The 23,757-nt window shown below is 60.5% G+C and carries 19 protein-coding genes; 3 read left to right on the top strand and 16 right to left on the bottom strand.

What is annotated here, in order from left to right; translation table 11 throughout:
- Positions 1-6: 6 nt before the first annotated feature.
- The 3 genes from ACM6IV_RS12390 to ccoG all read right to left on the bottom strand — a co-directional run bounded on the left by ACM6IV_RS12390 (position 7) and on the right by ccoG (position 4,616).
- Positions 7-2,457 carry a heavy metal translocating P-type ATPase gene (locus ACM6IV_RS12390; RefSeq protein WP_414870198.1) on the bottom strand — a complete coding sequence of 817 codons (2,451 nt, stop codon included), beginning with the start codon at positions 2,455-2,457 and terminating at the stop codon, positions 7-9.
- Between the two features lie 192 nt (positions 2,458-2,649).
- Positions 2,650-3,189: a FixH family protein gene (locus ACM6IV_RS12385; RefSeq protein ID WP_414870197.1), complete on the bottom strand. Its 540-nt coding sequence runs from the start codon at positions 3,187-3,189 to the stop codon at positions 2,650-2,652.
- Between the two features lie 11 nt (positions 3,190-3,200).
- Complete coding sequence (ccoG, locus tag ACM6IV_RS12380; protein ID WP_414870196.1) at positions 3,201-4,616, bottom strand: cytochrome c oxidase accessory protein CcoG; 1,416 nt, start codon at positions 4,614-4,616, stop codon at positions 3,201-3,203.
- Between the two features lie 440 nt (positions 4,617-5,056).
- Here ccoG and ACM6IV_RS12375 point away from each other — a divergent pair, with 440 nt between their 5' ends.
- Positions 5,057-6,061, top strand: a complete 1,005-nt coding sequence (locus tag ACM6IV_RS12375) for a metallophosphoesterase family protein (protein WP_414870195.1) — start codon at positions 5,057-5,059, stop codon at positions 6,059-6,061.
- A gap of 58 nt (positions 6,062-6,119) precedes the next feature.
- Here the strand turns inward: ACM6IV_RS12375 and ccoP (ACM6IV_RS12370) are convergent, their stop codons facing one another.
- The 8 genes from ccoP (ACM6IV_RS12370) to ccoN (ACM6IV_RS12335) all read right to left on the bottom strand — a co-directional run bounded on the left by ccoP (ACM6IV_RS12370) (position 6,120) and on the right by ccoN (ACM6IV_RS12335) (position 13,020).
- Positions 6,120-7,103 carry a cytochrome-c oxidase, cbb3-type subunit III gene (gene ccoP, locus ACM6IV_RS12370; protein ID WP_414870194.1) on the bottom strand — a complete coding sequence of 328 codons (984 nt, stop codon included), beginning with the start codon at positions 7,101-7,103 and terminating at the stop codon, positions 6,120-6,122.
- Positions 7,100-7,285: a CcoQ/FixQ family Cbb3-type cytochrome c oxidase assembly chaperone gene (locus tag ACM6IV_RS12365; RefSeq protein ID WP_003175465.1), complete on the bottom strand. Its 186-nt coding sequence runs from the start codon at positions 7,283-7,285 to the stop codon at positions 7,100-7,102. Before ACM6IV_RS12365 ends, ccoP (ACM6IV_RS12370) begins: the two co-directional genes overlap by 4 nt.
- Positions 7,286-7,290: 5 nt before the next feature.
- A complete protein-coding gene (ccoO, locus tag ACM6IV_RS12360; RefSeq protein WP_034152834.1) occupies positions 7,291-7,899 on the bottom strand; it encodes a cytochrome-c oxidase, cbb3-type subunit II in 609 nt (202 codons plus the stop codon).
- Positions 7,899-9,341 carry a cytochrome-c oxidase, cbb3-type subunit I gene (gene ccoN / locus ACM6IV_RS12355; RefSeq protein WP_007917159.1) on the bottom strand — a complete coding sequence of 481 codons (1,443 nt, stop codon included), beginning with the start codon at positions 9,339-9,341 and terminating at the stop codon, positions 7,899-7,901. The genes ccoO (ACM6IV_RS12360) and ccoN (ACM6IV_RS12355) overlap by 1 nt, the downstream gene beginning before the upstream one ends.
- 485 nt (positions 9,342-9,826) lie before the next feature.
- Positions 9,827-10,777, bottom strand: a complete 951-nt coding sequence (gene ccoP / locus ACM6IV_RS12350) for a cytochrome-c oxidase, cbb3-type subunit III (RefSeq protein ID WP_414870193.1) — start codon at positions 10,775-10,777, stop codon at positions 9,827-9,829.
- A complete protein-coding gene (locus ACM6IV_RS12345; RefSeq protein WP_077572245.1) occupies positions 10,774-10,971 on the bottom strand; it encodes a cbb3-type cytochrome oxidase subunit 3 in 198 nt (65 codons plus the stop codon). Before ACM6IV_RS12345 ends, ccoP (ACM6IV_RS12350) begins: the two co-directional genes overlap by 4 nt.
- A gap of 5 nt (positions 10,972-10,976) precedes the next feature.
- Entirely contained in the window at positions 10,977-11,585 is a 609-nt protein-coding gene (ccoO, locus tag ACM6IV_RS12340) for a cytochrome-c oxidase, cbb3-type subunit II (protein ID WP_090282591.1), read from the bottom strand.
- A 10-nt stretch (positions 11,586-11,595) separates the two neighbouring features.
- Entirely contained in the window at positions 11,596-13,020 is a 1,425-nt protein-coding gene (gene ccoN, locus ACM6IV_RS12335; protein WP_073474024.1) for a cytochrome-c oxidase, cbb3-type subunit I, read from the bottom strand.
- 86 nt (positions 13,021-13,106) lie between these two features.
- On the opposite strand from ccoN (ACM6IV_RS12335), the gene ACM6IV_RS12330 reads away from it, so the two are divergent.
- Positions 13,107-13,787, top strand: a complete 681-nt coding sequence (locus ACM6IV_RS12330) for an alpha/beta family hydrolase (protein ID WP_414870192.1) — start codon at positions 13,107-13,109, stop codon at positions 13,785-13,787.
- A gap of 68 nt (positions 13,788-13,855) precedes the next feature.
- Here the strand turns inward: ACM6IV_RS12330 and ACM6IV_RS12325 are convergent, their stop codons facing one another.
- The 5 genes from ACM6IV_RS12325 to pvdM all read right to left on the bottom strand — a co-directional run bounded on the left by ACM6IV_RS12325 (position 13,856) and on the right by pvdM (position 21,823).
- Positions 13,856-16,336, bottom strand: coding sequence for a TonB-dependent siderophore receptor (locus ACM6IV_RS12325; RefSeq protein WP_414870191.1), 2,481 nt, complete (start codon positions 16,334-16,336; stop codon positions 13,856-13,858).
- Positions 16,337-16,450: 114 nt separating this feature from the next.
- A complete protein-coding gene (locus ACM6IV_RS12320) occupies positions 16,451-18,100 on the bottom strand; it encodes a cyclic peptide export ABC transporter (RefSeq protein ID WP_414870190.1) in 1,650 nt (549 codons plus the stop codon).
- Between the two features lie 109 nt (positions 18,101-18,209).
- Positions 18,210-19,097, bottom strand: coding sequence for a formylglycine-generating enzyme family protein (locus tag ACM6IV_RS12315; RefSeq protein ID WP_414870189.1), 888 nt, complete (start codon positions 19,095-19,097; stop codon positions 18,210-18,212).
- Between the two features lie 36 nt (positions 19,098-19,133).
- Complete coding sequence (locus ACM6IV_RS12310) at positions 19,134-20,456, bottom strand: aminotransferase class V-fold PLP-dependent enzyme (RefSeq protein ID WP_414870188.1); 1,323 nt, start codon at positions 20,454-20,456, stop codon at positions 19,134-19,136.
- Positions 20,453-21,823, bottom strand: coding sequence for a pyoverdine-tailoring dipeptidase-like protein PvdM (gene pvdM / locus ACM6IV_RS12305; RefSeq protein WP_414870187.1), 1,371 nt, complete (start codon positions 21,821-21,823; stop codon positions 20,453-20,455). Before pvdM ends, ACM6IV_RS12310 begins: the two co-directional genes overlap by 4 nt.
- A gap of 207 nt (positions 21,824-22,030) precedes the next feature.
- Here pvdM and ACM6IV_RS12300 point away from each other — a divergent pair, with 207 nt between their 5' ends.
- Positions 22,031-23,656: a PvdJ/PvdD/PvdP-like protein gene (locus ACM6IV_RS12300; RefSeq protein ID WP_414870186.1), complete on the top strand. Its 1,626-nt coding sequence runs from the start codon at positions 22,031-22,033 to the stop codon at positions 23,654-23,656.
- Positions 23,657-23,757: the final 101 nt, after the last annotated feature.

Genomic DNA, 23,757 nt, shown 5'->3' with positions numbered 1-23,757 from the left:
CGCGGCTCAAGCCGGCAACGGACGGGTTTGCGACCGGGTGCTGGCGGGCGGCGGACTCGGCAGGCGAGTCAGGCGCAGGGCGTTGAGCACCACGGTCAACGAACTGATCGACATGCCGACCGCCGCCCACACCGGCGTGATCCAGCCGAGGGCGGCGAACGGCAACATGAAGCCATTGTACAGCGCTGCCCACAGCAGGTTCTCGATGATTACCCGGCGGGTCCGGCGCGCGAGGGTGAAGGCTTGGACCAAGGCGTCGAGGCGGTTGGACAGCAGCACCGCATCGGCACTGGTTTTCGCCAGATCGGTGGCCGACCCCATGGCCACGCTGATGTCAGCCGCCGCGAGCACCGGCACATCATTGACGCCGTCGCCGAGCATCAGCACCTTGCGACCTTCCTTGTGCAGTTGTTGCAGGACTTGCAGCTTGTCGTCCGGACGCAAGCCGCCTCGGGCCTCATCAATGCCGAGTTCCGCCGCCACACTGGCGACCATCGGCGAGCTGTCGCCTGACAACAGCAACGTACGCCAGCCACGCGCTTTGCAGGCAGCGAGCAACGCAGGTGCGTCGTCACGCAATCGGTCGTCGAGTACGAACCACGCCAGCGGCCCCTGAGCGTCGCCGAGCAGCAGCCATTGGCCGGCCTCGTTCGGCATGTCGGGCACGCTCGCACCGCTGAGGGCGCAGACAAATTCCGCCTCGCCGATGCGCAAACGCTGCCCGTTGACCAAACCTTCGAGGCCAAGCCCCGGGGTGCTGTGGACTTCTTCAGCGGCCAGCGGCGCGCGGCCGAACGCGCGGGCGATAGGGTGTTCCGAACGGTTTTCCAGCGCGGCGGCAAGACTCAGGCATTCATCGCTGTCGCGCGCGCCGAATGGGCGAATCGAGCGCAGCACCAGTCGGCCTTCGGTGAGGGTGCCGGTCTTGTCGAAGATCACTGTGTCGATCTGATTCAAGCCTTCCAGCACATGCCCGCGCGTCAGCAGCAAGCCGAGTTTATGCAGGGTTCCGGTGGCGGCGGTGAGTGCGGTCGGTGTCGCCAGCGACAAGGCGCACGGGCAGGTCGCAACGAGCATGGCGAGGACAATCCAGAACGCCCGCGACGAATCCAGTTCCCACCACAGCAAGCCAATGGCAGCTGCTGCAATCAGTGACAGCAGTAAAAACCATTGCGCGGCGCGGTCGGCGATTTCCGCCAGTCGCGGTTTTTCCGCCTGGGCGCGGTCGAGCAGGCGGACGATGGCCGACAGACGCGTGTTTTGGCCCAGCGCCTGAACTTCCACGGTCAACGCGCCTTCGACGTTGAGCGTACCGGCGGTAACCGTGTCGCCGACGGTGCGCGGTTGCGGCAGGTATTCGCCGGTGAGCAGCGATTCGTCGATGCTCGATTGGCCGTCGATGATCTTGCCATCCGCCGGCAGAATCGAGCCGGCCTGCACCAGAATCCGCTCGCCGAGACGCAGTTCGCTGAGCAGGATGCGTTCGCTCTGACCGTTTTTGTCTAGCCGCAGACACGAGGCGGGCAATAGATTCACCAGTTGTGCCGTGGCGGCGGCGGTACGCTCGCGGGCGCGGCGTTCGAGGTAGCGACCGGCGAGCAGGAACAGCGCAAACATCCCGACCGCGTCGAAGTACAACTCGCCGACCCCGGTGATCGAGGTCCAGATTCCGGCAATGTAGGCACTGCCGATCGCCAGCGACACCGAGACATCCATGGTCAGGTGGCGCGTGCGCAGATCGCGCATGGCCCCTTTGAAGAACGGTGCGCAGCTGTAGAACACGATCGGCGTGGTCAGGAACAGCGCTACCCAGCGCAGGATCGTGTGCAGCTCGGGGCTGAGGTCGATATTGAATTCCGGCCAGGTGGCCATGGTTGCCATCATTGCCTGAAACCACAGCAGCCCGGCGACACCGAGCTGGCGCAGGGCCAGGCGATTTTCGCTGGCCAGTTGTTCGCTGGCGCGGTCGGCCTGATACGGGTGGGCGGCGTAACCGATGTGGCGCAGTTCGGCGAGCACGTGGCTCAGCGGCAGTTGCGCGTCCGCCCAGCGTACATGCAGACGATGGTTGGACAGGTTCAACCGCGCCTCGGCCACGGCAGGCAACGTGCGCAGGTGTTTTTCGATCAGCCACCCGCAGGCGGCGCAACTGATGCCTTCCATCAACAGCGTGGTTTCGGCCAGATCGCCTTCATGGCGAACGAAGGGTTGCTGCACATCGGCGCGGTCGTACAGCGCCAGTTCATCGGTCAGTTGCACCGGCAACGCTTCGGGATTGGCCGAGGCTTCGCTGCGGTGTTGGTAATAGCTTTCCAGACCGCCGGCGACGATGGCTTCGGCCACGGCCTGACAGCCCGGGCAGCAGAACTCGCGGGACTCCCCGAGTACGACAGCGGTGAAGCGACTGCCGGACGGAACGGGCAGGGCGCAGTGGTAGCAGGGGAGTGGGGTGGTCATGGCATCGTTGAGGGGGTAAGCCCTTGCATTGGAATTGTCCGCTTGCCCCTCACCCCAGCCCTCTCCCGGAGGGAGAGGGGGCCGATCGGTGTGAGCCTGGATTTTCACTGTCATACACAAAACGTGCAAACACTCGAGATCAGTTCCCTCTCCTGGGGGAGAGGGCTAGGGTGAGGGGGCTTTTGAAGTTGTTTACTTCTTCAAGTCTTCGGCACCTTGCAGCGGTTCATCACCCAACAACAGATCCTTGTCATGGTTGACCAGCTCTTCCTCGAACATGCGCCACACGTGATCATCCTGACTGCCGAGCAGTTCAACAAAGCGACGACCCTCAACCTTGTCACCCAACTGACCGATATAGCGCCCGGTTTCGCTCTCGCTGCGAGTCAGCACGATCTTGCGATCTTTCTCCGGCTGCGTCGGCGAAATCAGGTTCAACTCCAGGGTTTTCGGCTGACTGTCACCGCTCAAACGCAGATCGACTTCACCGGTCACGTCATCCAGATGCACCGCTGCGCGCATCTTCAGAGTCTGCGCCAACAGTTCACGGTCCAGCGAACGGTTAATGCCTTTGCCGGCCTCGTAGTAGTTGTCGTTGACCAGGTTGTCCGGATTGTTTACCGCAATGGTCACCATGGACAGGGTCAGAGTCACCGAACAGGCCAGAATCGCGATGATGATCCATGGCCAGAGGTGCTTGTACCAGGGACTTGCGGCGTTTGCTGCGGGCATGTTCAGTTCTCTCAACGGATTTGTGGGCCGATGAATCGGCTCTTGGCTTCAACGTGGACGCTGTCGTCGTCGGCATCCTTGAGGAGGAATTTCACCTCATTGGTGCTCGATGGCAGTTGTTCCGGTGCGCTCGACAACTCGACCGGCATGCTCACGATATCGCCGGCCGCGACCTTGATCTCGCGCTTGCCTTGCAGGCGCAGATCGGGCAAACCGACGGCTTCCAGCACGTAGGTGTGATCGCGCTGATCCTTGTTCATGATCTTCAGGCTGTAGACGTTTTCGATCCGGCCTTCGGCGTTCTCGCGGTACAGCACGCGGTCCTTGCTGACGTCGAAACCGACCAGCGAGCGCATGACGAACGCGGTAACCAACAGGCTGATCATCGCCAGCAACACCACGGCATAGCCGATCAGGCGTGGCCGCAGTTTATGGGTTTTCTGCCCGGACAGGTTGTGTTCGGTGGTGTAGCTGATCAGCCCGCGCGGGTAATCCATCTTGTCCATGATGCTGTCGCAGGCGTCGATGCACGCCGCGCAGCCAATGCACTCGATCTGCAGGCCATCGCGGATGTCGATACCGGTCGGGCAGACCTGCACGCACATGGTGCAATCGATGCAATCGCCCAGGCCCTGCGCCTTGTAATCAATGCCTTTCTTGCGCGGGCCACGGCTTTCACCGCGACGCGGGTCGTAGGAAACAATCAGCGTGTCTTTGTCGAACATCACACTCTGGAAGCGTGCGTACGGACACATGTAAATGCACACCTGCTCGCGCAGCCAGCCGGCGTTGCCGTAGGTGGCGAGGGTGAAGAAGCCGACCCAGAAATACGACCAGCCATCAGCTTGCCCGGTGAAGAACTCGAAGACCAGCTCACGGATCGGCGAGAAGTAGCCGACGAAGGTCATGCCGGTGACAAAACCGATCAACAGCCACATCGCGTGTTTGGCGGCTTTGCGCAGGAACTTGTTGGCGCTCATGGGCGCCTTGTCGAGTTTGATGCGCTGGTTGCGGTCGCCTTCGGTGACCTTTTCGCACCACATGAAAATCCACGTCCACACGCTTTGCGGACAGGTATAGCCGCACCAGACGCGCCCGGCGTACACGGTAATGAAGAACAGGCCGAACGCGGCAATGATCAACAGGCCCGAGAGCAGAATGAAATCCTGTGGCCAGAACGTCGCGCCGAAAATGAAGAACTTGCGTTCCGGCAGGTTCCACCACACGGCCTGATGGCCGCCCCAGTTCAACCACACCGTACCGAAATACAGCAGGAATAATGCGGCGCCGCCCATCATCCGCAGATTGCGGAACAGGCCGGTGAAAGCCCGGGTGTAGATTTTTTCTCGAGAGGCGTAAAGGTCAACGCTGTTGTTCGCGTTTTTGCTCGGTGGTGTGACGTCGTGTACCGGAATCTGGTTGCTCATCATTGCATCCCACGGCAGTGGAAAAATGCCTCGGTCGATACGTGCCGACCGGGGTCAGAAGGGCGTTGCAGTGGCGCAATGATACGCCTGTCACGCCGATGAACGGGTGCGACCTTTGGTCGCGTTGGGCAAAATCAATTGATGGTGTAGTGACCTGGATCAATTGACTTGTGGTGTAGCAGCGTTTCTCGTGATGCAGACCCAGTGAGTCTAGGCGATGGGAGAGCATTGCGCTGGCATTGCTGACTGCAGTGCGAGGATCACTGCGTTGTACAGAGCAACTAAACGGTCAGAAACAACAGGCTGGTTTGCAATGTTGAAATATATTCAATTGATTGTCCGTTGTTTGTGCTTTGAAGTTTTTCCGTTTTTCTAATAAGTTGCTGTTCGGCGATATTTTATTCGCTGATTTAAACTAAAGATAAATGGAATTCAAATATATGACTTATAAAAAAGTTGTAAGCGTTTTGCTGGGGGTATGTTTTCTGACCTCAGCCGGTTTGACCTTCGCTGCACAGGGCATGCCTCGCCACATGGTATTTGCCTCAGACACGCAGTATCCCTGGACGGATAAAACGGACAGCGGAGTTCCGGAGTCCGACAAAGAGTTTACCGAGCGTTCGAAGTGGCTGGTGGAGACGCAGCTCGCGAGTATTGCCGACTTCCGAAACAAACACGGTTCGCAAACACAGGTGCCGCTGATGATCAATGGCGACATCACGGCATTCGGTCATGGCTGGCAGCGCTCGTTCATGAATGATGCATTGAAAAGGCACTTCGGCAGCAACTATTTGTACGGGCTAGGTAATCACGACTATCAAAACAATGTCGATGATTGTTTTACCAATAGTTGTGCGGCAGGCAGTATCGTCGAATTCAAGGAACACCATCAGGACAAGGTGGATAACTTTGATCTGCAAGTCACGGGCGGGTTTCTGAGTAAAAAGTACTCGGGCAGTCTTGCTTATTCAAAAGTGGTTGGTGAAGTTCATTTGGTACAGCTCAATAACGAGCCCACCTATACCACGCGGATTTCTCATCCCCTCAATCCAACCACCTTTGAAATAAATGATGCACTGGACTGGCTTGAAACCGATTTGCGCCTGGCGAGGGCGCAGGGTTCCGCCATCATCCTCAACATGCACAAACCATTTGACTATATGGGCAGCGAGCAGCAGCAAAAACGCTTTTACGATCTGGTGAACAAGTATCAAGTGACCGCCATCTTCGCGGGCCATTTGCACAGGGATTGGGGCGGAGGCGGCTGGCTGGGCGATGTGCCGATTTACCTGAGTGGCAGCACCTCGCAGCAAACCTACCTGATCACCAGCTTCACCGAGGATCGCAAGCAGTTGCAGATCTATCTGGTGAAGAAAAACCAATGGCAGGACCGGAAGCTGATCGACACGATTCCGGTGAAGTCGATCTGGGCGACTCGACCATGAAAAAAGGCCCCGCCAATGTGTATGGGCGGGGCCTTTTGTACTGCTTCAGGCGTTTGCCCTACTCGGCGTTTGCTTCCGGTGCTTTTTCACCGTGGGACAGGCTGTAAACATACGCCGCCAGCAGGTGCACCTTGTCGTTGCCTTGCAGTTGTTCCTGCGCCGGCATCTGGCCCTGACGGCCGTAACGGATGGTCTGCTGCAGTTGCGCGAAGCTCGAACCGTAGATGAACGCGCCCGGGTGGGTCAGGTCAGGCGCGCCCATGGCTGGCGTGCCTTTACCGGCCGGACCGTGGCAGGCCACGCAGTTGGCAGCAAACAGTTTGCCGCCGTTGGCCGGGTCTGCCTTGGTGCCTTCGGGCAATTTGCGGCCATCCAGGTTGGTCACGACGAACGCTGCCACGTCGGCAACGCCTTGCTCGCCAATCACTTCCGCCCAGGCCGGCATCACCGCATGACGACCGCCCATGATGGTGGTCTTGATGGTTTCCGGCTCGCCGCCCCAGCGCCAGTCGGCGTCGGTCAGGTTAGGAAAGCCATAAGCACCCTTGGCGTCGGAACCGTGGCACACCGAGCAGTTGGAGGCGAACAGGCGGCCACCCATTTTCAGTGCTTGCGGATCCTTGGCCACTTCTTCGATCGGCATGGCGGCGAACTTGGCGAAGATCGGACCGAACCTGGCGTCCGAACGGGCCATTTCCTTTTCCCACTCGTGCACGCCGGTCCAGCCGGTCTGGCCGTTGGCGAACGTCGTCTGCTTGTCGTTATCGAGGTAGTTGTAGCCCGGCAGCAGGCCTTTCCAGTTGCCCAGCCCCGGGTACAGCACCAGATAACCCAGGGCGAACACGATGGTGCCGACGAACAGCATGAACCACCATTTCGGCAGTGGGTTGTCGTACTCCTCGATCCCGTCGAAAGAGTGCCCGACCGTCTCGTCCGTCTGCTCGCTGCGCTGGCCCTTGCGGGTCGACAGCAGCAGCCAGGTCAGGGCGAAAATCGTACCGAGACTGAGGACTGTGACGTACAGACTCCAGAATGTAGTCATTCTTTGTTACTCCTAGAAGCTTGCTCGACGTGCTTGATGGCTTCGGGATCATCCGCAAAAGGCAACAAGGTCGCGTCTTCAAACTCCGACTTGCGCTTGGGGCTGAACACCCACAAGGCCAGACCGATGAAGGCCACCATCACGACAACGGTGCCCAGGCCACGAATCATCCCGATATCCATCCAGATCACCGTTTGCTTTTGATGATGGTGCCCAGGCCTTGCAGATAGGCCACCAGCGCGTCCATTTCGGTTTTGCCCTTCACGGCAGCCTGTGCACCGGCGATGTCTTCGTCGGTGTAAGGGACGCCGAGGGTGCGCAAAACCTCCATTTTCTTGGCGGTTTCCTTGCCGTCGAGCTTGTTTTCCACGAGGAACGGGTAAGCCGGCATTTTCGACTCGGGCACCACGTTGCGCGGGTTGTACAAGTGCGCACGTTGCCAGTCATCGGAGTAACGACCGCCGACACGGGCCAGGTCCGGACCGGTACGCTTGGAACCCCACAGGAACGGGTGATCCCAGACGCTTTCGCCGGCCACCGAGTAATGCCCGTAGCGCTCGGTTTCAGCGCGGAACGGACGGATCATCTGCGAGTGGCAGCCTACACAACCGTTAGCGATGTACACGTCGCGGCCTTCCAGTTCCAGCGCCGAACGCGGCTTCATGCCTTCGACCGGCTTGTTGGTAACGTCCTGGAAAAACAGCGGAACGATTTGAGTCAGGCCGCCAACGCTGACGGCGATGACCATGAAGAAGGCCAGCAGGCCAATATTCTTCTCGACAGCTTCATGCTTCATCAGTGAGCTCCAACGACAGCGATCTGGGCAGCGGCTTCGGCTTCAGCCGGGTTCGAGGCGCGCACGGTGCGCCAGACGTTGTAAGCCATCAGGAACATGCCGCTGGCGAAGAAAGCACCGCCCAGGGCACGAACGATGTAACCCGGGTGGCTGGCTTGCAGCGCTTCAACGAACGAGTAGGTGAGGGTGCCGTCATCGTTGATTGCACGCCACATCAGGCCCTGAGTGATGCCGTTGACCCACATCGACGCGATGTACAGCACGGTGCCGATGGTCGCGAGCCAGAAGTGCGCGTTGATCAGGCCGACACTGTGCATCTGCGCACGACCGAACAGACGCGGAATCATGTGGTAGATCGCGCCGATCGAGATCATTGCAACCCAGCCAAGAGCGCCGGCGTGTACGTGGCCGATGGTCCAGTCGGTGTAGTGCGAGAGCGAGTTGACGGTCTTGATTGCCATCATCGGCCCTTCGAAGGTCGACATGCCGTAGAACGCCAGCGAGACCACGAGGAAACGCAGGATCGGGTCGGTGCGCAGCTTATGCCAGGCGCCCGACAGGGTCATCATGCCGTTGATCATGCCGCCCCAGCTTGGTGCCAGGAGAATGATCGACATCGCCATGCCCAGCGATTGTGCCCAATCCGGCAGTGCGGTGTAGTGCAGGTGGTGCGGGCCGGCCCAGATGTACAGGGTGATCAGTGCCCAGAAGTGCACGATCGACAGGCGATAGGAGTAGATCGGACGTTCGGCCTGCTTCGGCACGAAGTAGTACATCATCCCGAGGAACCCGGTGGTGAGGAAGAAGCCCACCGCGTTGTGGCCGTACCACCACTGGATCATCGCGTCGGTTGCGCCCGAGTAGGCGGAGTAGGACTTGAACAGGTTCACCGGCAGCGACATGTGGTTGACGATGTGCAGCATCGCGGTCACGACGATGAATGCGCCGTAGAACCAGTTACCCACATAGATGTGCTTGGTTTTGCGCTTGGTAATGGTGCCGAAGAACACCAGACCGTAGGTGACCCAGACAATGGCCAGCAAAATGGCGATCGGCCATTCCAGTTCTGCGTATTCCTTGGTGGTGGTGTAACCCAGCGGCAAGGTAATGATCGCGCCGACGATCACCGCTTGCCAGCCCCAGAAGGTGAAGGCCGCAAGGCTGTCGGAGATCAGTCGCGTCTGGCAGGTTCGCTGCACGACATAGTAGGAAGTGGCAAACAGTGCACAACCACCGAAGGCGAAAATCACCAGGTTTGTGTGCAACGGGCGCAGGCGTCCAAAGCTCGTCCATGGCAGACCGAAGTTCAATTCCGGCCAGACCAGTTGCGAGGCGATGAAGACACCGAGCCCCATGCCAAGGATCCCCCAGACCACCGTCATGATGGCGAACTGGCGGACTACCTTATAGTTATAAGCAGTCGGACTGATTGCTGTGCTCATTCTAAGGTTCCACGGTTTGGGTGTTTTATTAGGATTAAAATCGGCCGCAAGTATGCAGAGAGCAGGGGGTCATTGCAACGCGCCATGACCCGGGTCAATGCTTTCCAACGCTGATTCTGCGGCCTTTCCATGCGCCGCGTAAGGACAAAATCAGCCTCGGACAAAATGTCGCAGCGGACGAAAAAAGCGAGGGGTTCAGGTCGCTTGTAACGGGGTGTGTTCAAACGCTCGGTGCGGGTGACGGACGTTAAATCGCACGACAGCCGGTATCTACCGGCGTTTGCGGCCACATCAGTCAGCCGGTTCGCGGAACACAGCAGTCAGCGTTGACCTGGAACCGGCACAAGCCAGTCCGCATCGAGCAAGCGTAGACCCGAATCAGAGGAACCGAAAGGAGAGGGTAGGAAGGGGTGCGACAATGCGTCGCAAAGGGGTTGGATGCTGCCGCACCGAGAAAGGTGCGGCAGAGATGTACGCGATGATGGCTACTTGTTGTCTTCAGTGATCAGCTTTTCTGTATTCAATCCATGCGACAGGCTGTATACATAAGCGGCCAGTAATTGCACTTTATCGTTACCCAGCAGCTCGTTCTGCGCCGGCATATGACCCTGTCGACCATGGCGAATGGTCTGCTCGAGTTGGGTCAGGCTGGTGCCATAGATAAACCCGGCCGGGTGGGTCAGATTTGGTGCGCCCATGGCTTCAGTGCCGTGGCCGGTTGCCCCATGACAAGCAACACAAGTGGTGCTGAAGGCTTGCTGTCCGGCTTGCAGATCAGCTTTGCTGTCGGCTGGCAACGGCAGGCCGGCGAGCTCGTGACGCACATAGGCGGCCACGTTTTTCACCCCGGCCTCGCCCAACACTTCGCCCCAGGCCGGCATCGCCGCCATCCGCCCACCCATGATGGTGGTCTTGATGGTTTCGGCGTCGCCCCCCCAGCGCCAGTCGCTGTCGGCGAGGTTGGGGAAACCGAACGCGCCTTTGGCGTCCGAGCCGTGGCACACCGAGCAATTAGAGGCAAACAGGCGGCCACCCATTTTCAGCGCCTGCGGATCCTTCGCCACTTCTTCCACCGGCATGGCGGCAAACTTGGCGAAGATCGGCCCGAACCTGGCGTCGGCCTTGTGCATTTCCTTTTCCCATTCGTGCACGCCGGTCCAGCCATCCTCGTAACCCGGCAGGATGCCTTTCCAGTTGCCCAGGCCCGGATAGAGGATCAGATAGCCCACGGAAAACACCAGCGTGCCGGCGAACAGCATGAACCACCACTGCGGCAGCGGGTTGTCGTACTCCTCGATGCCGTCGAAGCTGTGGCCCATGGTCTGGTCGACGCTGCCCTTGGTCTCGCCCCGGCGGGTGCCGATCAGCAACCACGTCAGGCCGATCAGGCTGCCGAGGGTCAGTACGCAGATCCACGTACTCCAGAAGGTGGTCATGGCCGGGTACTCCTTGTCTCATTTGCTTGGGTTGTTTCGGCTTGCGGCTCGTCGGCGAACGGCAGCAGACGCGCTTCGGCGAACTCCGGCGTGCGCTTGCGGTTGAATACCCATAAGGTCAAACCGACGAAGGCGACGAACACCACGACCGTGCCGAGGCCGCGAATCAGGCCTGCACTCATTTCAATGATCATCGTGCTCACCTCTTGCTCTTGATCGCAGTGCCGAGCACTTGCAGGTAGGCGACGAGGGCGTCCATTTCGGTCTTGCCCTTGAGGCTGGCCACCGCGCCGCTGATGTCGTCGTCGGTGTACGGCACACCGAGGGTGCGCATGGTCTTGAGCTTGGTTTCGGTGTGGCTGCTGTCGACCGCTTGCGTGACCAGCCACGGATAGGCCGGCATTTTCGATTCCGGTACGACGTTGCGCGGGTTGTACAAGTGCGCGCGGTGCCAGTCATCCGAGTAGCGCGCGCCGACCCGGGCCAGATCCGGACCGGTACGTTTCGAGCCCCACAGGAACGGGTGATCCCAGACGCTTTCACCAGCCACCGAGTAGTGCCCGTAGCGCTCGGTTTCGGCGCGGAACGGGCGGATCATCTGCGAGTGACAACCGACGCAACCTTCGCGGATATAGATGTCGCGGCCTTCCAGTTGCAGCGCGGTGTAGGGCTTCATGCCTTCCACCGGTTTGTTGGTGACGTCCTGGAAGAACAGCGGGACGATCTGGGTCAGGCCGCCGATGCTCACGGCGAACACCATGAGCAACATCAACAGGCCGACGTTCTTTTCAATCGTTTCGTGTTTCATGGCGGACTCCTCAGGCCATCTGCGCGGCAGCGACGACGTCAGCAGGCTGTGAGGCCCGCACGGTGCGCCAGGTGTTGTAAGCCATCAGCAACATGCCGCTGAGGAAGATCGCCCCGCCAATCAGCCGCACGACGAAGCCTGGATGGCTGGCCACCAGGGTTTCGACGAAGGAGTAGGTCAGCGTGCCGTCCTCGTTCACTGCGCGCCACATCAGGCCTTGGGCGATGCCGTTGACCCACATCGAGGCGATGTAGAGCACGGTGCCGATGGTCGCGAGCCAGAAGTGCGCGTTGATCAGGCCGACACTGTGCATCTGCGCCTTGCCGAAGATTTTCGGGATCATGTGGTACAGCGCGCCGATCGAGATCATCGCCACCCAACCGAGGGCGCCAGCGTGGACGTGGCCGATGGTCCAGTCGGTGTAGTGGGAGAGGGCGTTGACAGTCTTGATCGCCATCATCGGCCCTTCGAAGGTCGACATGCCGTAGAACGCCAGCGAGACCACGAGGAAGCGCAGGATCGGATCGCTGCGCAACTTATGCCAGGCGCCCGAGAGGGTCATCATGCCGTTGATCATGCCGCCCCAGCTCGGTGCCAGCAGAATCAGCGACATCACCATGCCCAGCGACTGTGCCCAGTCCGGCAGTGCGGTGTAGTGCAAGTGGTGCGGGCCGGCCCAGATGTACAGGGTGATCAAAGCCCAGAAATGCACGATCGACAGACGATACGAGTACACCGGACGCTCGGCCTGTTTCGGCACGAAGTAGTACATCATCCCGAGGAAACCGGCGGTGAGGAAAAAGCCTACGGCGTTGTGGCCGTACCACCATTGCACCATCGCATCGGTTGCACCGGCGTAAACCGAGTACGACTTGGTGAAACTCACCGGCAACTCAAGATTGTTGACGATGTGCAGAATCGCCACGGTGATGATGAACGCGCCGAAGAACCAGTTGCCGACATAAATGTGTTTGGTCTTGCGCTGCATGATCGTGCCGAAGAACACGATGGCGTAGGCGACCCAGACGATGGTGATCAGGATATCGATCGGCCATTCCAGCTCGGCGTATTCTTTGGAGCTGGTGTAACCCAGCGGCAGGCTGATCGCTGCCAATAGAATTACCAGTTGCCAGCCCCAGAAGCAGAACGCGGCGATTTTCGGCGCAAACAGCTGAGTCTGGCAGGTGCGTTGCACCGAGTAGAACGAACTGGCAAACAGCGCACAGCCACCGAACGCGAAGATCACCGCGTTGGTGTGCAGCGGGCGCAGACGGCCGAAACTGGTCCAGGGCAAATTGAAGTTGAGTTCCGGCCAGACCAATTGCGCCGCGAGAAAAACCCCGAGGCCCATGCCGACGATGCCCCACACCACCGTCATAATGGCGAATTGGCGGACCACCTTGTAGTTGTAGGCGGTACTGATAGAAGTGTTCATGGTTCCCCATCCACGGTTCAGCCGAAGTGCGCGTAAACAGCGCGTCCTTCGTCTGGAGTTATAGGCAGACTAAAAGCGAGGCAAGCATGGACAAACAGCACAAGGCCAGTATTGACGGGGATCAATGGGCGCAGTGCGTGCAGGATCATGGATGGCTGTGGGACGCAGCGGCGGGGGAGGCGGCGGCGACGTTGATCCTGGCGCACGGAGCGGGGGCGCCGATGGACAGTGACTGGATGAACGACATGGCGCGGCGCCTTGCCGGGCTTGGGGTCAACGTGTTGCGCTTTGAGTTTCCGTATATGGCGCAGCGACGGGTGGACGGGGTTAAACGTCCGCCGAATCCCGCGGGGAAATTACAGGAATGTTGGCGTGAGGTGTTCGCGCAAGTGCGACGTCATGTCGCTGGGCCGCTGGCGATGGGCGGCAAGTCCATGGGCGGGCGGATGGCCAGTTTGCTTGCGGATGAACTGGGTGTGGACGCGCTGGTGTGCCTGGGCTATCCGTTTTATGCGGTGGGTAAACCGGAGAAACCACGGGTTGCGCATCTGGCTGCCTTGCGAACTCGCACGTTGATCGTGCAGGGGGAGCGGGATGCGCTCGGCAATCGCGACGCTGTCGAGGGGTATTCGTTATCGCCGAATATCGAGATGTTCTGGCTGGCGGCGGGGGACCATGATTTGAAGCCGCTCAAAGCTTCCGGGTTTACCCATGACCAGCATTTGACAAGCGCCGCGCAGAAGGTAGCCGAATTTCTCAAACACTAAGCCAACCGGGGCGAGTATCGGCGACAAAAAAGCCCCGCGAATGCGGGGCTTTCTTGTAAACGGTGCAATCAGAAGTCAGCTTTGACCGACATCACGAAGTTACGCGGATCACCATAGAAGTTACCGAAGCCTTCGGTACCGATGGTCGAGTAGTAACGCTTGTCAAACAGGTTATTGCCGTTAAGCGCCACCGACCAGGTGTCATCGATACGGTAGCCAATGCGACCGTTCCAGACGGCATAACCGGCGCCATCAATGTTGTCACCGCCCAGCGGCGAAGTGCGATAGTTGCCGGTCTGCGCGTTGACACCGGCACCGATCGTCACGCGATCCAGCGGCCCGCTCAGGCTGTAGTCACCCCAGACACGCAGCAAGTGGCGCGGCACATAGGAGTTGTAAACCACGCCATCCTGAGTCGCGTCGGCATCTTTCAGCACCTTGGTCTGGGTGTAGGTGTAACCGGCCAGCAATTGCAGGCGGTCAATCACTTCACCGCTGACTTCAGCCTCGAAGCCCTGCGCGCGCACCTTGCCGGAGTTGAGCGAGCAAGAACTGTCTTCGCAACGCGGGTCATCCTGGGCGGCATCTTTCTGAATGGTGCGGAACAGGTTGAAGGAGCTGTTCAGGCGACCGTCGAACCACTCACCCTTGATCCCCAGTTCGTAGCTCTGGCCGACCAAAGGCTTGAGGGTGCTGCCATCGATGGTCTTGTAGGCACCCTGCGGGGTGAAGATGTCGGTGTAGCTGGCGTAAGCAGTCAGGTTTTCGTTGAGATCGAACAGCACACCGGCGAACGGCGTGACCTGGCCGGTTTCGGTGGACTTGGTGTCGACCGGGGTGCCTTCGCCACGGAAGTACTGCACCGAGTCGGTGTCGGACTTGTACCAGCTGACACGGCTGCCCAGGACCAGGGTCAGCGGATCAGCCAGTTTCAGGCGGGCGATGGAGTAGGCGCCGTATTGCTTGATGTGCATGTCCACCGGACCACCACGGGAGGCGTTGGCCAGGTAGTAGCTTTCGTCCGGCTGCGGGATGTGGTGGTTCGGGTCCAGCACGTTCTGCCGTTGGGGCAGGGCGGCAACGGCGTAGAAGTCATCCTTGTGCGAGCGACTGGCGTTGGCGCCGATGGTCAGTTCGTGTTGCTGGCCGAAAGCGTCGAATTTGCCGTCGACATAGGCATCGAAGCCGTAGTCGCGCTGGTCGTAGTCGTAAATGCTGCCCAGCATCAGCGTGTTGGTGGCGGTCGCACCGACCGGTACTGCACCGCTCGGGAAGGCGTATTCCATGTCCTGAGTGTTGCGCGAGTACACCCCGGCGACCTTCAGCGACCAGTCATCGTTGAACTGATGTTTCAGGTCGGCAAAGTAGGTGGCGCGTTTGCTGCGCTGGTTGTTCCACGCGGTGTTCAGGCAGGTCGAGCGCTTGAGGTGCAGGTCGGAACCGTCGGCGTAACGCGGCAGACCGCCCCAGCACGGCGTGGCGTCGACGTCTTCCCAGGCGAAACCCAGACCCAGAGTGGTGTCGGGGCTGAGGTCGAAGTCCAGGGCGCCGTAGTAGATCTGGTCTTTGCGGCTGGCCACGTCATAGAAATATTGACGGGTCTGTTCGGTGACCACGGCGCGACCACGGATGGTGCCGGAATCGTTCAGCGGGCCGCCGGTATCGACCTGGCCGCGATAGTTGTCCCAGGTGCCTGCCGACAGCGACAGTTGCGTGTGCGCGGTGTCCTGGCCGCGTTTGCGCACAAAGTTGACGCCACCGGCGGTGCCGCCTGCGCCTTTCATCATGCCGGCCGCGCCACGCAGTACTTCCACGCGGTCATAGATGGCCATGTCGCTGTTGAAACTGTCGGCCTGCACGTAGCTGCTGCCGATATCCAGCGGCACGCCGTCATACTGGTACTGGCCCGTCATACGGAAGCCGCGGGAGTAGAAATACTTGCCGCCCATGGGCGAGTCATACACGGTGATGCCCGGAGTCTTCTCCATCACCTGTTCGATGGTGTTGAGGTTCTGGTCATCGAGCATCTTGCGGGTCATCACCGTGACCGACTGCGGGGTTTCCTTCAGCGAGTGCACGCCCTTGCCAATGGTCACGCCGCCGGTGGTGTAGGAGTTGCTGCCCTCGGTGGTGGCGCCGAGGCGGCTGGCGTTGACGTTGGTCGGGGCCAGTTCCATCGCGCTGCCGGTGGCCGGGCCGAGGACGGTCACGGTGTTGCCATCACGCTGGTAGCGGATGCCGGTACCGTTGAGCATCGCCTTGAGCGACTCATCGTCCTGGTAGCGGCCGTTGAGCGCGCTGGAGCGCAGACCTTGCAGGCTTTCCGGGCTGTAGATGATTTGCAGACTGGTCTGCTGGCCAAGGGTTTGCAGCGCCTGCGCCAGTGGCTGCGACGGAATGTTCAGGGTCCATTCCTGAGCCTGGACATACGGCGCTGCCGTGAGTGTCAGTGCCAGACCCAGGCCGGTGCCGGCCAGTCGAGTGCGGGTCGCGCCGTGCATCAGCAGGGCTCGAGTCAGAGGGCGAAGCATGAAACGGGATGCGGACATGAGGTTAAGACCTTGGCAGGTATAGTTGTTAATGGTTCTTATTCATCTCATTAAGACGATGAAGCCGCGGCAAACCGGAAAATTATTTTTCCGGCCTGACCGCGGCTTCGTCGATCAAGCGGTTTGCAGTTCGCTTCTGACCTTGCCGGCCTCCATGCGTACCAGTTGATCGGCGACGTCGAAGTAACGGTCATCGTGGGAAATGACGATGATGGTCTTGCCCAGACGTTTGAGGTCAGGCAGCAGCTCGGTGTAGAAAATACGCCGGAAGGTCGGGTCCTGATCGGCCGCCCATTCATCGAACACCAGCACCGGCCGCTCTTCGAGCCAGGCATTGATCAGTGCCAGACGCTTGCGTTGACCGGTGGACAGATCGGTGGTGCTGAACGCGCCGTCGCGCACGCTGACCTTGTGCGCGATTTCCAGACGTTCGAGGTAGCGGGTGGCGTCCTGCGGGACCTCGCGGTCGCCCTGAATCAGATCGTCGAACAGGTAGTAGTCGGCAAAAATCGTCGTGAAATTCTGCCGGTAGTCATCGCGGTTGAGCGCGGTGATCGGCTGATCGTTGACGCGAATTTCGCCCTCGGTTGGCGCGTACAAGCCCAGCAGCAGTTTGATCAGCGTGGTTTTGCCGCAACCGTTTTCACCGACGATAAACACGATGTCGCCCTGTTCGATGCGCAGGTTCACCGGCCCCAGGCGGAACGGTTCGCTGCCCTCCACGGGCGGGAAGGCGTAACGCACGTTGTGCAGTTCCAGGCTGTTGACGGCACCGGGTTTCTTGCCCTGATCTTCCAGCAGCAGATGCGGTTCCGGCGAGGAGAATTGTTCGCTCAGTTCGGCGATACGGCGAAAGGCAATCTGCGCACGGCTGATGATCGGCAACGTGCTGACCAGATGCTCCAGCGGCCCCTTCATGTACAGCAACACCAGGACGAAGCCGCTCATCACCGCTTTGTCGCCGCTGGGCCAGAAGGACTGCAGGGCCAGCGCCATGCCGATCACCACGAAGAACAGCATCGAGCCGAAGGACTTGGCGATCACGAAAGTGTTGATGGATTTGATCTGGGTGTCGCAGATCTTCTCGGCGGTTTTCTGAATGCCGGCGACAAACATGCGCTGGCGACGCGGGCGGTGGATGCGCAGTTCCTTGGCGCCCTCGGCAATCGCGTTGTAGTGCTTTTGCAGTTCATCTTCAGAGTCGCGTGCGGCGTAGAAACCGCGCATGCCCTTGGCCCGGGCAATCGCCTGAATGGTCGTGCCGATCGCAATCGCCACCAGCATCATCAGGAACATCGGCCAGGACAGCAGCGCCAGATAACCGAGGCAGCCGAGGGTGACGGTCATGGAAATCGCCAGCGGGGCAAACGCGAAAGCGAAATCGCTGATGGTGTCAACGTCATGGGTCAGCACCGGAATCAAGCGGTGGCTGCGGTAGCGTTCGATCTGATCGATCGGGGCCGACAGCACTTTCTCCCCCAGCTCTTTGCGCAATTTGGCGATGATGTGCTGGCCGACGTAGTTGGTGCCGATGTCGGACAGAATCGTCGTCAGCAAGGCCAGCGCACAGAGGCCGGCGAAAATCATCACCACGGTGCGGGTCAGGCCGTCCTCCGAATGCAGGGCGTTGTTGATGGTAGCCAGCAGCACGGTGACGCTCAGGCCGCCGATCATGCCGAGCACGATGGACACAGAGACGATCAGGCGGAAGGGCTTGAGCAAGGCGAACAATTCGTTGATCGCCCCACGCGTAGGCTTGGTCATGGAGGATTCCTGCTTCGGTGCGGAGGGAGTGCCGGTACTTAAAGAAAACGAATGGTCACCGACTTTCTTTAAACGACCGCAGGCGGGGCTGCGGTCGGGATGGGCAGGTTCAGAGATCGCGCACTACGCGGAACCCGAGCCAGTCGCCTTTGCTGGTTGGCCAGCTGCTGTTGCGGTTACCGGACCGCGAGAACACCGGTGCTTCGCCCCAATCGTTGCCGCGCATGACCTGGCGTTCGCAGTTTTCCTGGGTCCACGGACGACCGTCGTTCGGCACGCCGGAGTAATCCTTGTGATAACAGTCGGCGGTCCATTCGTAGACGTTGCCGTGGGCGTCGTAAACGCCGAAGGCGTTGGCCGGGAAGGTGCCGGCCGGCGAGGTGAAGTTGTAACCGTCGGCGGCGCCGTAGGTGTTGGCGTGTTTGGAGATCTGGTAGTTATTGCCTTCATCGAACGGAAAAGGGAAAGGCCCGGTGCTGCCGCCGCGTGCGGCGTATTCGCGGATCGATTCGCTTTGCAGGCGATAGGCGTGGCCGGTCTTTTTCGACAGCCAGTCGATGTAGCCCTGGGCTTCGGCGACATTCATGCACACGGCCGGGTCGCGGGCGCTCTGTTTGAATTCCGGTTTGCCGGCGGTGCAGCGGCGGCCCGGGCGATCATCGAAGTCGTAAGGCTTGTTGCCGGTTTCGCGCACGTACGCATCCCACTCGCCGACCAGCACCTGGAAGCGGCTGATGGCGAACGGTTTGCTGAAGGTCACTTCGTGGCGTGGGCCTTCGTCCGGCTCGCGGCCGACTTCGCCTTCCGGGGTGCCCATGGTGAAGGTGCCGGTCGGCAACACGACCATTTCCGGGCAATCCTTGCAGTCCTTGAACACTTTGCCCGGCGCCGGCGGTGTCGCCGCTTGAGCAGCACCGGGCAGCAGGCCGGCGCACAGCGCGGTCAGGGCCAGCGCGGGCAGGGCCTTGAAGGAGAAAGAGGCGTGAGGCTTTTTCATGAGTCGTCTCTGTGAAAGGAAAACTGAGGCCGGGGATCAGGCGCGCCGCTTTTTACTGAGGATGGCCATAAAGCGGTCCACTTCGGTTTCGTTATTGAGCAGGCCGGGCGCGGTGCGAATCACCGGACCGACATCGCGGCTGACCGCATCGCAGATCACCCGGTTTTGCATCAGGTAAGCGGCGACGGCATCGCTGTCCTGATCCTTGACCCGGAAGAAGGTGAAACCGGCAGAAAACTGCGGATCGAGCGGGGTCACCAGTTCGATGTTTGCGTGTTCGCGCAGGCGCTGCTTCAGGTAGCTGTTGAGCTGATGAATGCGCGCCTGGACCTCGGCCTTGCCCAGTTGCAGGTGCAGCTTGAACGCCTCGTCCACGGCCCAGCGATGCTCGAAAGCGTGATAACCGCCCGGGGTCATGACGGTGGCGAAGGAGGTGGCTTCGGAGAACGTCGGCACGCTCGGACAGACGTATTTCAGCTCTTCGCTGCGGCTGCAAACAATGCCGGTGCCGCGCGGGCCGAACATCCACTTGTGGGTGCCGGCGATAAAGAAGTCGCAGTTCATTTGCGGAAAACTCAGGTCATCGACACCGAAACCGTGCACGCCGTCGACCACGTAAATCAGCCGATCCTTGTCGTCGCGCCCGCGGTTGTGCTCATCGACCAGTTGCGAGATAGCGCTGATCGGCAACTTCACGCCACTGCCCGAATGCACCCAGGTCATGCCCAGTACGCGGGTCTCAGGGCGGATATTGCGGTTGAGTGTGTCGAGCACCTGATCGAGGGAAATGCTGTGCGGGTTGTCGAACAGCTTGAGTTTGCGCACCCGGGTGCCGTCGCGGCGGCTGCGGAAATCGAGAACGTTGCGCGTGGAATAATGCTCGTGCTCGGTGGTGAGGATTTCCTGATCCGCGCGCACTTGCACGCTGCCATAAATCATCGCCAGGCCTTCGGTGGTGCTGCCGGTGAGGGCGATCTGGGCGGGCTTGGCTTGCAGGTACTTGCCGGCCCAGACCCGCACGTTTTCCTGCAATTGTTCGTCGCTCCCCAAGTCCCAGTCCATGGCCAGCCCCGGATTACGGTCGAGCGTCGCGCGATGGCGTTCGATGGCTTCGCGCACCGGTTTGGGGTGGGAGGTGATCAGGAAGTTGGCGAAGTGAATGGCCTGCGGATCCTGATCGAACAGTTGGCGCAGTTGCGTCCACTTGTCCGCAGAGGCCACAGGCGCCGTTGCCGCCGTTGCCGCCGTTGCCGCCGTTGCCGCCGTTGCCGCCATTGCCGGCGTTGTCAGGCTGGCGCCGAATGGCAGGCTCGCCGCCAGCACGCCGGCCTGTTTCAGAAAGGTACGGCGATCAGTCATGGCTTGACGGTGTCCTGACGGGAAATCAACGCCGGTTTCGCGGCTTTTTGCACCTGCTCCCAGACGCGCATGAAGTTGCCGCCCCACAGCTTGGCGATGTCCGCTTCGGAGTAGCCGCGCTGGATCAGCTCGGCGGTGACGTTGCGGATTTCGCCAACGTTTTCCCAGCCCTTGATGCCGCCGCCGTCGTTGAAGTCCGAGGAGATGCCGACATGGTCGATGCCGATTTTGCGCACGGTGTAATCGATGGCGTCGCCGAGATCCTTGAGCGTCGCTTTCGGCTCTTCCTCAAGAATGGCGTAGAGGCCGCTGGCGTACTGACCGAGCTTCTGTTCCGACCAGGCCGTGATGATCGGATCGCCCGGCATGAGCGCCATGGCCAGGTTCGGCAAGGGCGGTAGATCGAAGCGTGCGCGCAGGGCATTGAGTTTGTCCTGTGTGCCTTGGGTCAGCGGTTTCAGGTACTGCGAGAAGCCGACCACCTGGACCACACCGCCGCTGTTCTTGATCAGTTGCAATTCCTTGTCGCTGAGGTTGCGCGGAATATCCACCGCTGCGCGAGGTGCCGAGTGCGAGGCCACCAACGGTGTGCGGCTCAGTTGTGCAACCTGCTCCAGGCCTTTGCTCGACATCTGCGAAACGTCGATGATCACGCCCAGGTCGTTCAAGCGCTGCACGGCTTGTTTGCCGATATCAGAGAGGCCGTCGAGGGAATCCGGCGAGTCATTGAAGAACGGCAGCGGGCGCGACGAGTCGGCCCAGCTGTTGTTGCCGATGTAGCTGAAGCCGAACATGCGCATGCCGCGCCCGGCCCACAGGTCCAGTTTGCTCAGGTCGTTGCCCAGCGGATAGGCGTTGAGCATGCTGATGAAAATCGCAAACTTGCCTTCGCCATGCAGGCGGCGGAAATCATCCGGGGTGTAGGCGATGCCGACCTGATTGGGGAAATCGCGGACCATGCCGGTGATGATCTTGTAGCGCACTTCCTGCTGGTTGCGCGCTTCTTCGACAAAACCTTCGGTGGGGCGATGCGGGGCGTTCGGGCCATTCCACATTTCCGGCCAGCCGAACACGGTCAGCGCAGCGCCGGACAAGCGCCCGCGATTGGCCTTGATCAGGTCGAACTGGCCCGAGCCGTCCTTGTCGGCTTCGTTGCCATGGGCGCCGAAACTCAGCGGTACGGTGATGTGGCTGTCGAACGAGAGGATGCGATCCTGCAATTCGCTCGCCTGCTTCATCACCTTTACCGGGTAGCCAGGGTTGTCCCGAAACCAGTAATCCCAGGCCAGAAACCCTGCGCCGGCGCTGATCGCCAAGGCCAGCGGCAGGCCGATAAATAGAGCCTTTTTCGAACGCGGTTTTGTCATTGCCATCTCATTCAGATTCGCCGTCGAGGTGCAGGCGCAGGGGCCTTTGCTATCTGGGAGGAACGAGTGGCCGGGCGGCTAATTTAGTCGCGCGCAGGAAAAGCGCTGACGGCGCGTAGCGATCTTTTGCCGGGGCCATAAATTTCCCCGGCGAGCAAACGTTCTAGCTTGGATAAAGCCTGCTTCATGGCTGACACAGGTAGGGCAATGACGATCTCTCGACGCTGGTTCATGGCGGGCATGGCACTCACGGGCGCCGCGCTGCCGGCCGCTTTTTATGCACATCGTGAGCTGACCCGCGAGGAATTTCCGATCACCCCGGGCGAGGCCACGGTGGACCTGGCCGATACCGCCGGTCAGCAGTTGGCGGACAACCTGCGCGGCGTCTGGGATATCCGTTTCAGCGGCGCTGCGGCCGGCCTCGATGGCTTGCCACATGAAGGCCTGGAACTGTTTCTCGACATTGCCCACCGGGGACGCGGCTTGCGCGGGTTCCTCGATACCGGTGTCAACCTGCGCTCTGAAGCGCCTGCGCGTTATCAAGTGATCGGCGATCTGGCACCGGGCAACGGCGCCGAAATGTATTGGCGGCTGATGCGCACCGATGTGCCGCAAGCGCCGCCAGTCTACGAATTCAAAGTCAAACTGGACGAAGTCTGGGCGGCATTCGGCAATGCCGGCAGCGGCACGTTCACCGGGCAAGTGCTGCGCCTCGATCGGCCGTTGGCGCTGCCCGAAATGGACAATCATTTCATCGCCATCAAGCGGCGTTTTCCCGAAGCCCGCGAGCGCACCGGGTTGAATCCGACGCTGTTGGCGTGGCTGGTGGCGCCGGAACATCGCCTGTTCCACCAGCTCTGGCACGCCAGCCGCGACAAGTGGCACAAGCTCTCGGAGAAAAAACGCGACGCTCTGCGCGGTATCGGCTGGCAACCCGGCCCGCGCTACAAAGAGCGCGATGCCCGTGGGCCGAGCAAGGATCGCAACGGCTCAGGCATCGACTTCTTTTTCATGCACCGGCACATGCTCGGCAAGGCCCGTTCGATGCAGGACTTGCCGTCCTGGCAGGCTTTCCCGATGCCGCAGCCGGAACTGGAGCGTGACCGACTGGGCTTCGCCCGCTACTTCGACAATCACGACGGCGACGCACTGCCGCCTACCTGGCTGACCGAGGGTGACGACGAGTACACCAAGTGGGTCAGCGACATCAAAGCAGCCGAGACCTACCACAGCAATTTCCAGGTGTGGGAGTCGCAGTACCGCGACCCGCGCTACCTGGCGAAGCTCACCCTCGGCCAGTTCGGTTCGGAAGTCGAACTGGGCCTGCACGACTGGTTGCACATGCGCTGGGCGTCGGTGGCGCGGGATCCATCCAACGGCATTCCGGTGCCGATGGCGCGCGATCAGGCAGATTTTGCCGCGCGCTGGTATGCCGCGGAAAACGACTTCCTCGGCGACCCGTTTTCCTCTCATGTGAACCCGGTGTTCTGGCGTTTCCACGGCTGGATCGATGACCGTATCGAAGACTGGTTCCGCGCCCACGAGCGTTTCCATCCGGGCGAAGTCAGTCGCCTGGAAGTCAACGGTGTGCCGTGGTTCGCGCCGGGGCGTTGGGTCGAGGTTGATGACCCTTGGCTGGGGCCGGACACCCACGGCTGCAGCACCGTACCAGGGTTGCAAGCCGGGCGCTCGGTGGAGATGGACCCGGAGACCATGAAGCTGGCGTTGCGCATCACCTTTGGCGATGAAGACAACATGGCCGACCTGTTCCGCAAAGTGCCGCAGCGACCGTGGTACGCGCGGCATCTGAAAGTGAAAGGGCGGCAACTCTAGAGGCAAAAAAAATCGCAGCCTGGTGCTGCGATTTTTTTTGCCTGGGGATATGTTGCCTGACCTGGCGCTTTCGCTAGAAGGCGTCGGGCCAGTCGCTTATT

The sequence above is a fragment of the Pseudomonas sp. IT-347P genome, from assembly GCF_949768005.1.
In the GTDB taxonomy this organism is placed as follows: Bacteria; Pseudomonadota; Gammaproteobacteria; order Pseudomonadales; family Pseudomonadaceae; genus Aquipseudomonas.
Note: the sequence above shows the minus strand (reverse complement) of the source record. Positions and strands in the feature narration are given on the sequence as shown.